This is a genomic window from Acinetobacter sp. Ag2, from assembly GCF_001005515.1.
In the GTDB taxonomy this organism is placed as follows: Bacteria; Pseudomonadota; Gammaproteobacteria; order Pseudomonadales; family Moraxellaceae; genus Acinetobacter; species Acinetobacter bereziniae.
Genome location: NZ_LBNA01000056.1, coordinates 50,939 through 66,132, shown reverse-complemented (window position 1 = coordinate 66,132; position 15,194 = coordinate 50,939). Strand labels below are relative to the sequence as shown.

13 protein-coding genes and 3 tRNA genes are annotated in these 15,194 nt (G+C 37.8%); 10 read left to right on the top strand and 6 right to left on the bottom strand.

From position 1 onward, the window contains the following. Positions 1 to 40 precede the first annotated feature (40 nt). The 3 genes from fis (at position 41) to purD (ending at position 3,399) form a co-directional block, all read left to right on the top strand. Positions 41 to 310, top strand: a complete 270-nt coding sequence (gene fis / locus AAV97_RS16225) for a DNA-binding transcriptional regulator Fis (protein WP_001086304.1) — start codon at positions 41 to 43, stop codon at positions 308 to 310. Positions 311 to 404: 94 nt separating this feature from the next. After that, positions 405 to 1,979 carry a bifunctional phosphoribosylaminoimidazolecarboxamide formyltransferase/IMP cyclohydrolase gene (gene purH / locus AAV97_RS16220; protein ID WP_004824458.1) on the top strand — a complete coding sequence of 525 codons (1,575 nt, stop codon included), beginning with the start codon at positions 405 to 407 and terminating at the stop codon, positions 1,977 to 1,979. 136 nt (positions 1,980 to 2,115) lie between these two features. Continuing rightward, positions 2,116 to 3,399, top strand: coding sequence for a phosphoribosylamine--glycine ligase (gene purD, locus AAV97_RS16215; RefSeq protein WP_005032218.1), 1,284 nt, complete (start codon positions 2,116 to 2,118; stop codon positions 3,397 to 3,399). Positions 3,400 to 3,555: 156 nt separating this feature from the next. On the opposite strand, the gene AAV97_RS16210 is transcribed toward purD, so the two are convergent. Continuing rightward, a complete protein-coding gene (locus tag AAV97_RS16210) occupies positions 3,556 to 4,176 on the bottom strand; it encodes an RBBP9/YdeN family alpha/beta hydrolase (protein WP_046761174.1) in 621 nt (206 codons plus the stop codon). Between the two features lie 1,034 nt (positions 4,177 to 5,210). Between AAV97_RS16210 and AAV97_RS16205 the strand changes: the two genes are divergently transcribed. The 6 genes from AAV97_RS16205 to AAV97_RS16175 all read left to right on the top strand — a co-directional run bounded on the left by AAV97_RS16205 (position 5,211) and on the right by AAV97_RS16175 (position 10,883). Continuing rightward, the gene (locus AAV97_RS16205; RefSeq protein WP_004824470.1) at positions 5,211 to 6,083 is read left to right on the top strand and encodes a MetQ/NlpA family ABC transporter substrate-binding protein; all 873 of its coding nucleotides are present in this window, start codon (positions 5,211 to 5,213) and stop codon (positions 6,081 to 6,083) included. A gap of 75 nt (positions 6,084 to 6,158) precedes the next feature. After that, positions 6,159 to 7,184 carry a methionine ABC transporter ATP-binding protein gene (locus tag AAV97_RS16200; RefSeq protein ID WP_004824471.1) on the top strand — a complete coding sequence of 342 codons (1,026 nt, stop codon included), beginning with the start codon at positions 6,159 to 6,161 and terminating at the stop codon, positions 7,182 to 7,184. Then, positions 7,181 to 7,876 (top strand): methionine ABC transporter permease, encoded by a 696-nt coding sequence (locus AAV97_RS16195; protein WP_004824474.1) that lies wholly within the window; start codon positions 7,181 to 7,183, stop codon positions 7,874 to 7,876. Before AAV97_RS16200 ends, AAV97_RS16195 begins: the two co-directional genes overlap by 4 nt. Before the next feature lie 159 nt (positions 7,877 to 8,035). Beyond that, positions 8,036 to 8,668, top strand: coding sequence for a hypothetical protein (locus AAV97_RS16190; RefSeq protein ID WP_052945874.1), 633 nt, complete (start codon positions 8,036 to 8,038; stop codon positions 8,666 to 8,668). A 191-nt stretch (positions 8,669 to 8,859) separates the two neighbouring features. Beyond that, positions 8,860 to 9,594: a hydroxyacylglutathione hydrolase gene (gene gloB, locus AAV97_RS16185; RefSeq protein ID WP_042089646.1), complete on the top strand. Its 735-nt coding sequence runs from the start codon at positions 8,860 to 8,862 to the stop codon at positions 9,592 to 9,594. A 1,085-nt stretch (positions 9,595 to 10,679) separates the two neighbouring features. Next, positions 10,680 to 10,883 (top strand): hypothetical protein, encoded by a 204-nt coding sequence (locus AAV97_RS16175; RefSeq protein ID WP_004719296.1) that lies wholly within the window; start codon positions 10,680 to 10,682, stop codon positions 10,881 to 10,883. Positions 10,884 to 11,025: 142 nt separating this feature from the next. Here the strand turns inward: AAV97_RS16175 and AAV97_RS16170 are convergent. From AAV97_RS16170 to AAV97_RS16150, 5 genes are all read right to left on the bottom strand, one after another. Further along, a tRNA-Leu gene (locus AAV97_RS16170) sits at positions 11,026 to 11,110 on the bottom strand. Positions 11,111 to 11,147: 37 nt separating this feature from the next. Further along, positions 11,148 to 11,221 (bottom strand) — tRNA-Trp (locus tag AAV97_RS16165). Between the two features lie 36 nt (positions 11,222 to 11,257). Further along, positions 11,258 to 11,342, bottom strand: a tRNA-Leu gene (locus AAV97_RS16160). Between the two features lie 108 nt (positions 11,343 to 11,450). Further along, the gene (locus AAV97_RS16155) at positions 11,451 to 12,263 is read right to left on the bottom strand and encodes a protein kinase domain-containing protein (RefSeq protein WP_046761098.1); all 813 of its coding nucleotides are present in this window, start codon (positions 12,261 to 12,263) and stop codon (positions 11,451 to 11,453) included. After that, the gene (locus tag AAV97_RS16150) at positions 12,260 to 13,771 is read right to left on the bottom strand and encodes a DUF3336 domain-containing protein (protein WP_004824479.1); all 1,512 of its coding nucleotides are present in this window, start codon (positions 13,769 to 13,771) and stop codon (positions 12,260 to 12,262) included. The genes AAV97_RS16155 and AAV97_RS16150 overlap by 4 nt, the downstream gene beginning before the upstream one ends. Before the next feature lie 199 nt (positions 13,772 to 13,970). Between AAV97_RS16150 and AAV97_RS16145 the strand changes: the two genes are divergently transcribed. Then, complete coding sequence (locus tag AAV97_RS16145) at positions 13,971 to 14,843, top strand: ATP-binding protein (protein ID WP_046761097.1); 873 nt, start codon at positions 13,971 to 13,973, stop codon at positions 14,841 to 14,843. The last annotated feature ends 351 nt before the right edge of the window (positions 14,844 to 15,194 follow it).

Here is a 15,194-nt window from a genome sequence, read left to right as displayed (position 1 = left end):
CTTTACCCAAGCAATATTTTGATTTTTCGGATTAACTCGCATGAATAGCAAATCTCCTATTTTTACTGCACAATCTGATGTCGCTCTTCGTATTCACGTAGATCGCGCAGTTCGTCACTATTTTGCACAATTGCAAGGTGAGCAACCATCTCAAGTGTACGATATGGTGCTAGCAGAAATGGAGAAACCTCTTTTATCTGTCGTTCTAGAATATACGCGCGGGAATCAGACACGCGCTGCTGAAATTCTCGGACTAAACCGCGGAACTTTACGCAAAAAGTTAAAAGCTCACGGTTTAATGAGTGAATAAATGATAAAATGCTCACGGCTTGCGTGGGCATTTTTTTTACCTACGTTTTGCCTACCTGTTCAATCTCTAGACTTAAAAACTGTTGACGAAGATCATGACTATTAAACGCGCTTTAATCTCTGTTTCTGATAAAACCGGGATCGTTGAATTTGCCCAGAACCTTGTTGCTCTTGGGGTAGAAATTTTATCTACTGGTGGTACATATAAGTTGCTTAAAGACAACAATGTCGCTGTAGTTGAAGTTTCAGAGCACACTGGCTTCCCTGAAATGATGGATGGTCGCGTAAAAACATTACATCCTAAAATTCATGGTGGCATCTTGGCTCGTCGTGGACTAGACGAAGCTGTCATGGCTGAACACAATATTGATGCGATTGATCTTGTTGTTGTAAACCTTTATCCATTTGCCGCAACTGTTGCTAAACCAAATTGTTCTCTTGCTGATGCAATTGAAAATATTGATATTGGTGGTCCAACAATGGTTCGTGCTGCTGCAAAAAATCATGCATCTGTGGGTATTGTGGTAAACGCAGCCGATTATGCAACGGTGATCAATGAACTCAAAACTGAGGGTGCGCTATCTTATGCAACTCGTTTTGATTTGGCAGTAAAAGCTTTTGAACATACTGCACAATATGATGGCATGATTGCATCTTACTTAGGCGCTCGAGTAGGTAAAGAAGAAGGTCAAGCAGATAAATTTGCACGTACTTTCAATACACAATTAAATAAAGTACAAGACCTGCGTTATGGTGAAAATCCTCACCAGTCTGCTGCTTTCTATGTTGAAGCAACTGCAACTGAAGCATCAGTTTCTACTGCAAAACAGTTACAGGGTAAAGAACTCTCTTATAACAATATCGCTGATACAGATGCAGCTTTAGAATGTGTGAAATCATTTGCTAAACCAGCTTGCGTGATCGTAAAACATGCCAACCCTTGTGGTGTTGCTGTATCACTTGATGGGATTCAAACAGCTTATGATCTTGCTTATGCAACAGATCCAGAATCAGCTTTTGGCGGCATCATTGCATTTAACCGCGAACTTGATGTAGCAACTGCTCAAGCGATTGTCGATCGTCAGTTCGTTGAAGTGATCATTGCACCAAGCATTGCAGATGGCGTTCTTGAAGTGACTGGTGCCAAGAAAAACGTTCGTGTCTTAGTTTGTGGCGAATTGCCAAAAATTGATGAACGTGCTGCACAATATGACTATAAACGTGTTAATGGCGGTTTACTTGTTCAAGACCAAGATCTTGGCATGATCACCAAGGATGATCTTAAAGTCGTAACAAAACGTGCTCCTACTGAAGCTGAAATTGATGATTTGATCTTCGCATGGAAAGTTGCGAAATATGTTAAATCAAATGCAATTGTCTATGCTAAAGGTCGTCAAACTATCGGTGTAGGTGCAGGTCAAATGAGCCGTGTCAACTCAGCACGTATTGCGGCTATTAAAGCTGAGCATGCTGGCTTAGTGGTTGAAGGTGCGGTAATGGCATCTGATGCATTCTTCCCATTCCGTGATGGTATTGATAATGCTGCAAAAGCAGGTATTAAATGTATTATTCAACCAGGCGGTTCTATGCGTGATGAAGAAACCATTGCAGCAGCTGATGAAGCTGGAATCGCTATGGTCTTTACAGGTATGCGTCATTTCCGTCATTAATTTACGATAAATCAAATTAGAAAATTCACCCAAATCCTCCTTTATAAAAAGGGGGATTTGTTACGAAATATAGGACGCTTTAAATTCATCCCCTCACTAATAAATGAGAGGAAAGAATTTAAAAAGGATACATTCAATGAACATTTTAGTTTTGGGTAATGGCGGTCGTGAACATGCACTTGCATGGAAAATCGCTCAAGATGAAAAAGTCACAAAAGTGTTTGTTGCACCTGGCAATGCAGGTACAGCTACAGAACATAAATGTGAAAATGTTGCGCTCGACATCCTCGACAACCCTGCAATTATTCACTTTGCTAAGAATAATGCAGTCGATTTAATTGTTGTTGGTCCAGAAGCACCACTTGTAAATGGTGTTGTAGATGCAGGTCGAGCTGCTGGACTTAAAATTTGGGGACCTACTCAATTCGCTGCTCAGCTTGAGGGTTCAAAAGCTTTTGCTAAGCATTTCTTAAAACGCCACAATATTCCAACCGCCTTCTATGATGTGTTCACAGAAGTAGATGCTGCGAAAGCATTCGTAGAAAAAAATGGCGCGCCGATAGTGATTAAAGCTGACGGTCTTGCTGCAGGTAAAGGCGTTATTGTTGCAATGACCAATCAAGAAGCATTTGATGCGATTGATGACATGCTTGCAGGCAATAAGTTCGGCGATGCAGGTTCTCGTGTTGTGATTGAACAATTCCTTGCAGGTGAAGAAGCGTCTTTCATCTGTATGATTGATGGTGAAAACATTCTTCCAATGGCAACATCACAAGACCATAAGCGTATTTTTGAAGGCGATCAAGGACCAAATACTGGTGGTATGGGGGCGTACTCTCCTGCCCCTGTGGTCACAGCTGAAGTCTTTGATAAAGTGATGAAAGAAGTGATGCGTCCAACTGTAGATGGCATGAAAGCAGATGGTCATGTTTATACAGGCTTCCTCTATGCAGGTTTAATGATTGATGATGAAGGTCAACCACGTGTGATTGAATTCAACTGTCGTTTTGGTGATCCTGAAACACAACCGATCATGATGCGTTTAAAATCATCTTTGGTTGATTTGGTTGAAGCGGGTATCGACGGTCAACTTCCGGCAGAAGCTGAATGGGATGAGCGTAAAACTGTAGGGATCGTTCTCGCATCGAAAGGTTATCCTGAAACTTCGAGCAAAGATGATGTCATTTCTGGTTTAGATACAGAAATGGCTGATGCAAAAGTATTCCACGCAGGCACAGCTAAAAATGCCAATGGTGAGATTGTCACTGCGGGTGGTCGAGTACTTTGCGTGACTGCTTTAGGCAACACAATCGGTGAAGCGCAAGCGAAAGCTTTAGAACTTTGCCAAAAAGTAACTTTTGATGGTGTTCAATATCGTAAAGATATTGGTTACCGCGCAATTGCACGTGAAAATGCCTAAAATCTTTTGATACTTCACAAATGCCTGCGGCAGCAGACAGTTTTAAGTGTCGTCGCTTTTAATCTCAAAGAAGTTTAAAACCCGCTTCAATGCGGGTTTTTTATTACTCATTCAAGCACAAATTTTAATTTCGTTTATTAAATTAGCCCCCTCAAATTAATCATGAGCTTCAGTTGCATTTCTTAACCAATCTAGCAATTGTGGAAATTCAATATAACCATCACTGGCAAGGAAGTGTCCAGCATTGGGTATCACTGTATAAGCAAAGTTAAGTTCTTGGGCCAACGCTAGACTTAATTCTTTGGGGACATATTGATCATGATCAGAAATAAACATCTGCCCATACAGAATTTTATTTTTAAAAGAAAAGTCTTTTTTCGTAGCAAGAATATATCCATCCAACTGAGGTAAGGCTTTCAATCGTTCAGAAAATCCTGACACACAAACCACCCCACCGATTTGCTGAAAGTTTGATTGTGCAAGATAATCAAGTAAGGTGATACAGCCCAAACTATGTGCAACGAAAAATGTATGTTTATCAATTCGAGGAATATTGTCTTTTAACGTTTTATTCCACGCTAAAAGATGAGGACGACTTGAATCAGGTAAAGCAATTTTTATAACACGGTTATTTTGATCGCTTATGTTACGCTCAATATAACCAAACCAATGATCATTCACATTTGCACCGTAGCCATGAATAATATAAATATTATTTTGCGCAAATGCTGCATTGGTCAATAGAAAAAAACTGAATACAACAATGATAAATCTCATAAGTTTAGCACTCTGTTGAAAGGACATTCATCATGCTAAAGTATGACAGTAGTGTGAGTGTCAAGTGAATTCATACCGCATTGAGAACATCACACTAACAAATTAATTCACATCAGAAATAAACTCATTCCGAGCCAGCGAAAAAGCTAAATCATGAAATATATGCCCAACTGACGTTATGATCTAAAATAACGTGAGTTCGATGTAACCACATCTTTAACTTATTGAAAAACATTAAGTCTCGGCGGAGTCTTGCTGAGTTTTCACCCAATTTCAGGATCAGCCTGCGGCTCGCCATACTTTTGTTTTGGCATGAGGAGCGAAGCTCCGCAAGGGCAACCATCTTGCGCAGCGGTATCGCTGCTCACCGCAAAACTCGTCAACCACCAGCAACATATTTAATCAATCGCAGAAACAATACCTTGTAGAAGTAGTCCTGCCTCAAACAGTTGCGGATGACGTTTCCGAGTATCAAATTTCATCAAGAGTTTTTATCGAACTCAGGTTAAAATATTCAATGAGACAAGCCAGTCAATAGATTCAAACTGATATTTTTATGAGACTAACTAAGCACGAGATATAAAAATATCTTGAATACTCCCTTTGTTTTGGCTATCCCTATCAAATTCCCATATCTAAAATTGAGATAAAAAATCCTAAAAAATTTATATATAATGAATAAGCATAAAATTTAAACAACGTTATGAAAAAATTCAACAAAAGCGATTGTTTTACCTCATAAATTAATAAAAACATTGATATTCAATCTGATGCAGCATGATACATTGTTAAAAAACAACCACTATGTATAACATTGATTTATTGATATGATAAATAAATCTTTAGGGGCAGTTTTAAACAATTAAAATTCATTTAAAACTTCACTCTAATTCCCAAATGTAAAGATCATAGATAGCGCAATACGACATGTACGTCAGCGCATTATTTATTTTCAAAGATGTTAAAAATTCGATTTAAACCATCGAGAATGCAAGGGACTCTATTCGATTGCATTTCCTACTTAGGACTGATTCATGAAAAAGCTGTTTGGCGTTTTACTCAGCGCATCTGTGCTTACCCTTTCTGCTTGTGGAAAACAAGAAGCTCCAAAAAATGACACTGCTCAAGCAGATGCAGGAAAAGAACAAGTCGTAACTATGGCTTCAACGGGTTCGGATGCAGATATTTGGCGTTATATCGCAACACTCCCTGAAACCAAACAAGCAGGAATTAAGCTTGAAGTTAAAAATTTCACTGACTATGTTGCAATGAACACTGCTGTTGCCAACAAAGAAGTCGATATTAATGCTTTTCAATCGTACGCTTACCTTGTGGCTTTCAATGATTCTAACAAAGAAAAAATTGCACCGATCTCTACAACATATTTAGAACCTATGGGTATCTACTCTAGCAAAGTTAAAAAAGTTGAAGCGTTCGCAAATGGTGCAACGATTGCGATTCCTAACGATGGTGCAAACGAATCACGTGCCTTATTGCTGCTTCAATCTGCTGGGTTAATCAAATTAAAAGATGGCTTTGATCTTGTTAAAGGTACACCTGCTGACATTACAGAAAATACTAAAAAAATCGTGATCAAACCGATTCAAATGGCAACTGCGGTTCGTGCTAAAGATGAAGTTGATGCGATTGTTTTAGGCAACACGCTCGCAATGGAAGGTGGTTTAAATGTACTTAAAGATTCAATTTACTATGAACCAGTAGACCAAACCACCAAAATGAATGTCAATGTATTAGCGGTAGCTGATGCGCGTAAAGACGATCCTATCTTGAAAAAAGTGGGTGAGTTATATCATGTTGCAGCTGTTGGTAAATATGTTCAAGAACACTTTGGTGGTACTAAAGTGGATGTGAATAAACCAGTAAGCTACCTTACAGAAGCAAAATAGCCTTATAATGGCTTATAAACAAAACAGGCAAAGCGACTTTGCCTGTTTTTTCTTTTTAGTATAGTTTTTGACGATATGATTGAATTTAAAAACATTTCAAAACACTATGAGTTAAAAGGTCAGACCATACGTGCGCTGGATCAGATTAATCTGGAAATTCCTGCGGGCAGTATTTTTGGCATTATTGGCTATAGTGGCGCTGGTAAAAGTACCTTAATCCGCTTGATTAACCTGCTTGAGCGCCCCAATGAAGGTCAGGTCATTATCAATCAAAAAGACTTTACAGCACTTGATGCACGTACATTACGTCAAGAACGTGCAAACATCGGGATGATCTTTCAGCATTTTAATTTACTACAAACCAAAACAGTAGCAGACAACATTGAAATGCCTCTGAAATTATTGGGCGTAAACAAGTCTGAACGTGAAAAACGCCTAAATGAGTTGCTTGAGTTTATTGACTTAAAGCATAAAAAAGATGCGTATCCCGATGAGCTTTCAGGTGGTCAAAAACAACGTGTCGGTATTGCTCGTGCGTTGGCAAATCATCCAAAAATTTTGCTTTGTGATGAGGCAACTTCTGCACTCGATCCACAAACCACAAAATCTGTGCTTGCTTTGCTTAAAAAAATTAATCAGGAACAAGGAATTACTGTGGTAATGGTTACCCACGAAATGGATGTCATCGAATCAGTTTGTGACTATGTGGCTGTCATGGAACAAGGGAAAGTCATCGAAACGGGTTCAACTCTTGAAATCTTTAGCCAACCACAACATCCTACGACAAAAAACTTCATACAGACTGTTTTACAGCAACAATTGCCTGTAAATATTTTAAATAATTTAGAAAATCAAAATCATAAAAGTATTTACAGCCTACAATTCCTTGGCACGTCTGCTCAAGAAACTGTCGTTCAAGCTGCAATTAAACAATTTGATGTCAGTTTGAATATATTATTTGCCAATATGACTGAAATTAATGGTTCAGTGATCGGTCAAATGTTTATCCAGCTTCTCGGTGATGCAGAAAATATTCGTCAGACGATTGAATTTTTTGAAAGAAATGGTGTAAAAGTTGAACAGTCAGGAGTGCGAGTATGAGAGAGCTCATTGTACAGTGGCTAACAACTTTGACCGCTCCCTTTTGGAAAAGTTCACTCAGCATTGACCAATTTGTTACAGCAATGCAAGAAACCCTACAAATGGTTTTCTTTGCGATGTTGTTCGGTACAATCTGGGGCTTTATTCAAGCCATTATCTTATTGGTCACTCGCCCAAATGGTATTCTGCCGAATCGTGCCGTTTATCAAATTCTGAACCCGATCGTAAATGCTTTACGCTCACTACCCTTCATTATCCTGCTTATTGCTGTATTCCCACTGACAAAAGCACTGGTGGGTACTACCATCGGAACATGGGCAGCAATCGTTCCGTTAACGATTTATGTTGGTCCATATATTGGACGCTTAGTGGAGACGTCGCTACTCGAAGTGAATGAAGGAATTATTGAATCAGCTCAAGCAATGGGTGCATCTCCTTGGCAGATTATTTTTAAATTTATCATTCCAGAATCACGCAGTTCTCTGATCCTAAGTCTAACCACAGCGACGATCAGTTTGATTGGTGCAACTGCTATGGCAGGGGCCGTTGGTGCTGGCGGTATTGGTGATTTAGCTATTTCTTATGGTTATCAACGCTTTGACCAAAGTGTGGTCTATCTCACTGTTATTGTATTGTTGGTTCTAGTCCAAATTGTTCAAAGCTTAGGAAATTGGTTATCTAAACTGAGATAATCGTGATTCTGAAATCATACCCTCTACCTTGAGGGTATTTTTTTGATTGCACTCAGTATAATTTGAATTGACCCCTATAAAACTTAGTCCTTACTCGCTACTCTCTTGATCAAACACTCATAACTAAGTAAGTTATGGAAAAATTGAGGCATCTTTAAAATGAATAAACTTAACCAAATATTTAATCGAACACTTATTATATCAACACTTTTTCTTTTTACGATGGGAAGTTTTGCACATGGTTCCGAAGATTACACCACAACAGTAAAAGTAAATGGAATAGAACTCAATCAAGCAATAAGTGCAGTACAAGTTGAAAAATTATTGGGGAAAAATAGTCAAAAGATCACCAAAGAGTACGCAGAATGTACAGGAAACTATGAATATTCAACCTCTACACCATCTGGAAAAAATTTGAAATTTGAAATATTTGCTGAAGACAACCCACAAATTAAATCTGACAGTTTTTATAAAAATAAACAAAACTTTCAACAACTGGGAACAACCAAAGGGCGTGTTTGGTTAGCTTGGTCAAATAGTCAGAACATCAATGACAGTATTTTCGTGAATAACCAAGCCATCACCCATCAATACACACTTAATCAATTTAAAAAAGATTTTCCAAACAGCGCAAAGAACGGCACAGACGTTCTGATTTTAACCAGTGCTGAAGCGAAACAATATTTAAAAAAATCCACCGAATTTGAAATAGGTTATACCGCCTATGTCCATTTTGATTTCAAAAACGGTAAGCTAAACAAACTTGAAATCAACCAAGGAATGGCTTGTTAAGTTGACTTAGCATAGCTGATCATTGATTGGCTATGCTTGACAATTAAAATCCTTCAGATCAACCAACAGCCTATTTTCTCATTCTCACTCCCTGCTTTAATGCATGCTTAGCGAGATGATTTAGTCACTTTCCAACTTGTCTATTGAGTGAATTTGATATTAAATTTAAGTCAGCGTATACAGGGAATACAATGATGCAATTTAAAATTCACGTCATCGATGTTAAAAACCAATTACAAAACTATATTTGGCTTATCGAACATCAACAAAGCCATAATGTTGTTGCGATTGATCCGACTGAAGCATCATTGGTTGAGGATTATTGTAAAGAACAGCAACTAAATTTAGAGCAAATTTGGCTCACACACTGGCATAAAGATCATATTGGTGGTGTTCCAGAACTGATTGCGAATCGCAATATTCCTGTATATGGACCACGTGAAGAACTAAGTCATATCCCCTTTATAACTCACCCACTACAACATGATGATCAATTTGAATTCCATGGAGTCAAAATTGATATTATCGCGGTACCAGGACACACCTTAGGACACATTGTTTACTTCATAGATGCGCTTGATAGCGTATTTTGTGGAGATACGCTTTTTGCTATGGGTTGCGGTCGCATGTTTGAAGGAACGCCAGAACAGTTTTATCATTCGCTCAATCGCCTTGCAGCGCTTCCACCAAGAACTCAAGTATATTGCACCCATGAATATACTCTTTCAAATGCACAATTTGCTTTACACATTGAACCTGAGAATCGAGCCATTCAACAACGAGCAGAAGAAATTAAACACCTGAGACAACAAGGAAAAATTACCTTACCCAGTAGTATTGAAATCGAACTTGAAACCAATCCATTTTTACGTGTTGAAAGTGCTGAAGAATTTGCTCGAATTCGGGCGCTTAAAGATAATTTTTAACGCGTTATACTGAGCCAAACTTGCATGTTCAAGCTAAGCCTACCCAAACCTATTTTTTTACCAGCCTCTCAATGCGCAGTATTGTGACTACACGCCTATACCAGTGCTGTGCGAGATATGAAAGCATTGGCAGAATTTCTACATCAATACAGCTACACATGTTACACAGCTTCCTATTCAGGACATGGCTTAGCGATTGATGATTTTTTAAATTACACCTCAACAGATTGGTTATAGGATAGCCATAAGGCTTATCAATTCTTAAGGCAACAAGGTTATGAGAAAATTGCTGTCATCGGTGTATCTTTAGGCGCGATATTATCCCTTGAACTCAGTGAAAAGCTCCCTGTCTCTGCATGCATTAGCATGTCTGCACCACTAGAATGAAAGGTAAATGATCTTTTTAAACACCTAGAGCAATATAACAACTACCTTAATCAGTTTCTAAATAACAAGACAACGCTCAACTCACTAGACTGAGCAAAAAAATCGATGAACCAGCTTCAAACACTTCAACAGCTCATTCAGACGACAATTAAAGACACTGCGTCGGTAATAGCACCGATTTTTTTATTATATGGAGAACTTGATGATGCACTCTATCAATCGAGTGCTCAGACAATTTATGATCATGTGAATTTTACTAAAAAAAGATTAAGAATTATTCCAATACAGAACATCTCATGACACTCGGAGTTGATCAAACACAGTTTTTTGGCGATATTTTAGAATTATTACAACAATATCATTCAATATAAGCTGAATCCCCTCTATTTCTGTTAAATTTACTTACATTTAAAGCAACGAGAATGAGAAAATTTCTGTTTTTAAAAAACCATAACTTTGCATCAAAATATTACAAACATGTTTCAGCAATAAATATAACCATTTGTTTTATTTTAGTATTTTAACAACTATTCATATTATATTCATACTGATAGCAAAAAAATACGCATTGATACAAAAGCGTCATTTCTCAAAGTGCTCAAATATTGATATAAAAAATAAAATTCAACAAATTCCCCCTTTAAAAGTTTAAAGGTCATCCCTATTAAATTTGTAGGCAGGAATTAAGGAGATCTTCTGTGAAAAAAGTTGTTAAGGCAAAAAATTTAATTGCATTTCGTATTTGGTTAGAAAAATTAGGCTATTCAGTCAAAAACTTAGCGGATGGTAAAGGATTTACTTTCAGTTTTAAAAAAGAATATGGTTTAGTGACTTGTGATTTATCTGGTAATAATTTGGCAATGCAACTGGGTGAAGAATTTGAGGATCACTTAAAAGCTTAATTCAAGTCTCTATTATTTTTAATATTTAATGAAGTCTCTCTGAAAAAGACCAAATTGTTTTTTGATTTGGTCTTTTTTATTGCCTTAAATATAAAATTACAGACAATAAAAAAGCATGATAAAAATCATGCTTTTTCGAATATGGTGGGGACGGAGAGACTCGAACTCTCACGCATCGCTGCGCTGGAACCTAAATCCAGTGCGTCTACCAATTTCGCCACGTCCCCGGATAAAACAACTATACGAATATAGTTTAAAATAAGTTGGCAGAGGATCAAGGATTCGAACCTTGACGAACGGTTTTGGAGACCGTCATGCTACCATTACACCAATCCTCTATTACATTTCATTTTGTTGCCACAAAATGAATTGCTTGGTGGGGACGGAGAGACTCGAACTCTCACACCTTGCGGCGCTGGAACCTAAATCCAGTGCGTCTACCAATTTCGCCACGTCCCCAATGGCTGTGTATATTATAGAGATCGTTTTGTTATGACAAGCCCTTTTTTCGAAAAAACCACTCGTTTGTTTAAATAAAAAACAAAAGCTGCAAATACTGCTTTTTGTTTAAACAATTTGGCTTAATACTTGTTTTATTTGATAAATATTTGAGCAACGTTGCTCATTTTTTTTGTTCAACATACTTTTTAAAATGCACTCTAAATATTTAAAACGATCTGGTAAACACACATTCAGCTTTTGACAATGCAAAATTGCCCAGTCTTGATAGCTTTTTGCAGACAAACGTCGTTGTGTTAACCATTCCAACCAAATAATCCCCAATGCGTAAATATCAGATTGAAACGTTTTTTGTTGTGCGTGAAATAATTCCGGTGCCATATAACGAGGCGTTGCAGTTATTATCGGCTTTAATCCATAGCGATTTTGCTCAATACTGCAAGCTTGCTCAAAGTCGATCAGATAACTGCGCTGTTGTTGAGAGCGAAAGTGCTGAAGTTTTAAATCACCATGTATAAAACCATAGTTATGCAAGTTTTCCAGCACCTCCAAGCTCGACATCAATTTACCGTAGACATCTTCTTGGGGGAATTGATCACTCACAGGTTTAAACAGAAGCTCAGTATCTTTAATCCAGATCGCCTGTTCAATTATCGCTTCATCTAACTGAAATTGTAGATACGGATCAATGATTGAAAAATCGCACAGCACCTTATGAGTCGGTTTCTCTAAAGCATTTAATTGTGTATAACAATTTAACTCGTTTAAAAAACTTTGCTCATAATCCTGATTGATATTTTTTATTTGTAGCTTTAGCCAAAAAAATTGATCGCCCTGTTTAAGCTGATAAACACGGCGACCAAATTTTTGACTTTGAATTGAATTTGATGCGACTGGAAGAATAATTTTGTTTAGGCTCATACTTCCGATAGCTGCCCAACAGCTTGAGAATGATTTATAGAATGGTTCAGCACTTCCAGACAGTGTTGAATTGTCTTACCAATACGGGCATGTGTTTCAATACTCGAGATCTTCGGCCATGTAGCCCGCTCACCTTCTCTTTGCAATAACTTAAATAAATGAGGACGCGGATTTTGCAGCATATAACTATAGTGACGCAGGCTATAATTTCCAATGATATTCACATCACCATAGTAGCGTTGGTCAATCACGCCATAACCATGATCAAGCAGACGTCTCATTGAAGGTATACGCCCCATTCGACCACGAGCAAAATCCATAACCCCCATTGCCGCCATTCGTCCTTGCATCCGAACGATACGTTCTGGCCAACTCAATAGATCTTTACGATAGCGTTCTTCATCGTTCTGCATAAAGGGGACAATATGCGGATTCACTTGACTGGCAATGGTATAATTTAAATTATATAAACGAGACATGCGTTCTTGAGGAAAATCACTGCGTACACTACCATCAACCCAACGCGTATTGGCTAAATACGGCGTATGAACACCATCATAACGTTTGCTGATTAAACGGACTGGCGGAAATAAAATCGGTACTGCACAAGAAGCCAACACCGCACTCCATACCAATAAATCTGGCGAAGTATATTTATTCATAATCCGTGCATCTTCTTGAGATACATCATATGGTGCAACAGTAACGTTAATGTCTAAACCAGATTTTTCAAAAGCTTCTTCAAAAGTTACATCACCTAAGTTTTCAATCAAAAACTTTTTCAGATAACGCACATCTGCAAAACCACCATTGCCTTTAATTAATTCTTTAAAACTACGAAAATGAAAAGCCTCACTATAGAACTGATCACCTGACAAAAGATTTGGAATTTCTACTGGTTCATTGACACCCAACAGCGCAGTCATGATCGCTCCAGCACTTGAACCAGAAAGTACCTTTGGCATCAAATCTTGTTCCATAAGCGCTTTACACACACCACTATGAAATAAACCTAATGTCGCACCACCTGAAAACATCAGTGCAGGTTGACCATAGGCTTTTTCACAGTTTTTAAAAAAATCTCGTTTACTGTTTAAACATAATGAATGGCAACTTTCAGAAGCGATAAATGCCAAACTGTTGCTCACTTCATCTATATAGTCTTCAATGATTTTTTTAGTCCCTACATAGGTATGTGCGAACAACATTGGATGCCCAATATTTGCAACATCGTGACTAAATCCTTCTCTGAGGATATACATCAAGTCATGTGTACGATTTTGCTGTCGATAACGTCGCAAAAGGTTTAAACGATGTGAAATGATCTCAGCATCAAAATAAGGAGACCCATTGTCAAATTTCCATTCTTGCGCACCGGTTTCTTCATCTAGTTTTAATGCAATCGACTTCCACTCTTCGTAATTCTCCGCATGTTCAAGTTTTCGCTTTAATTTTTTGATTCGATAGGCTTGGTGCGGATTTAAATCCTGAGTGAGTTCTAATAGCATTTCTAATTTTCCTTTGATTTCAACCCGAGGATGAAGACTCATCTGTAAACTATGCTTAAAAATAAGCAGATAATCAATTACCACAAGTCATTTAATTTTTTGGCAATCAACTCCAATAATCACCAATTGAGATGAGCTCAATAAAATTACTGTGCTAATATCATCCATACTTTGTAATTTCTGAAAATAGCGAACGGATATGGCAACTTTAGATTTACCAGACAATATCATCCAAAAATTATCTCAAGTTCTTGATCAATTACAGCAATTTTTACCTAAAACCAAACAAGAACCTGACTTTTCGGCAGTTGCTTTTCGATGGCATGATCAACAACTCAAAGCCATTTACAATCCCAAAGCCATTCACCTAGATGATCTTAAAGGAATCGAAAGGCAAAAAGCCAAAATTTTACAAAATACCGAACAGTTCCTGCATGGATTACCTGCAAATGATATTCTACTGACTGGATCGCGTGGTACTGGGAAGTCTTCTATTGTACGCTCCTTGTTAACTCAGTATTCTGAACAAGGTTTACGTTTAATTGAAATTGAACGTGATGACTTATCAGATCTTCCAGAAATTCAAAAAATTATCCAAAATCGTCCTGAAAAATTTATCGTTTATTGTGATGATTTGGCATTTAATGCTGAAGATGAAAATTATCGTAGTTTAAAAAGTGTGTTAGATGGTTCTTTACAGTCCGGTTCGAGTAACTTTGTGATCTATGCAACCAGTAATCGTCGTCATTTATTGCCGGAGTTTATGCACGAGAACACCCCCGTTACTAAAGTCGATGTACCTCAATATAAAGAACTCCACCCTCAAGAAGCCATTGAAGAGAAGATTTCTTTATCTGATCGCTTTGGAATGTGGCTGTCATTTTATCCCATGGATCAGAATCTTTATTTGGAAATTGTTGAACATTATCTTAAAAAAGAATCCATACCCTTTGGCGAGGAAGTTCGCGCTGAAGCACTGAGATGGTGTCAAGCGCGTGGACAACGTTCAGGACGTGCAGCATATCAGTTTTCTAAGCACTGGATTGGTTCTGAGCGATTAAAATCAGTCTAATCTTTATCCTGTATTTCAAGTATTTGCCAACCAATACCCTGATTCGAATATCAGGGTATTTTGTTGATTAAGTTGTTCTTTACTTACAGCAAATCATGTTTTAGCAACACGTGTATTTAGGGTCTGTGGACGATTCGTCTATGTTTGCGACTAGGTGTGTTTTTTAGGCGATTCTAGGCGCGAAATACGAAATTTAGTCATTCTAAATGAGTAGTTCGAAACGACGAAGTGACAAAAAACACGCTAGTCCCCGCTGCGCCTTGCGCTGCAAACAAAGCAGTGCTTTGTTCTTGCTCAGGGTTGTGGCTAAAATTATCTCAGGCTACGTTATGAAACTTAAAAATAGTCTCG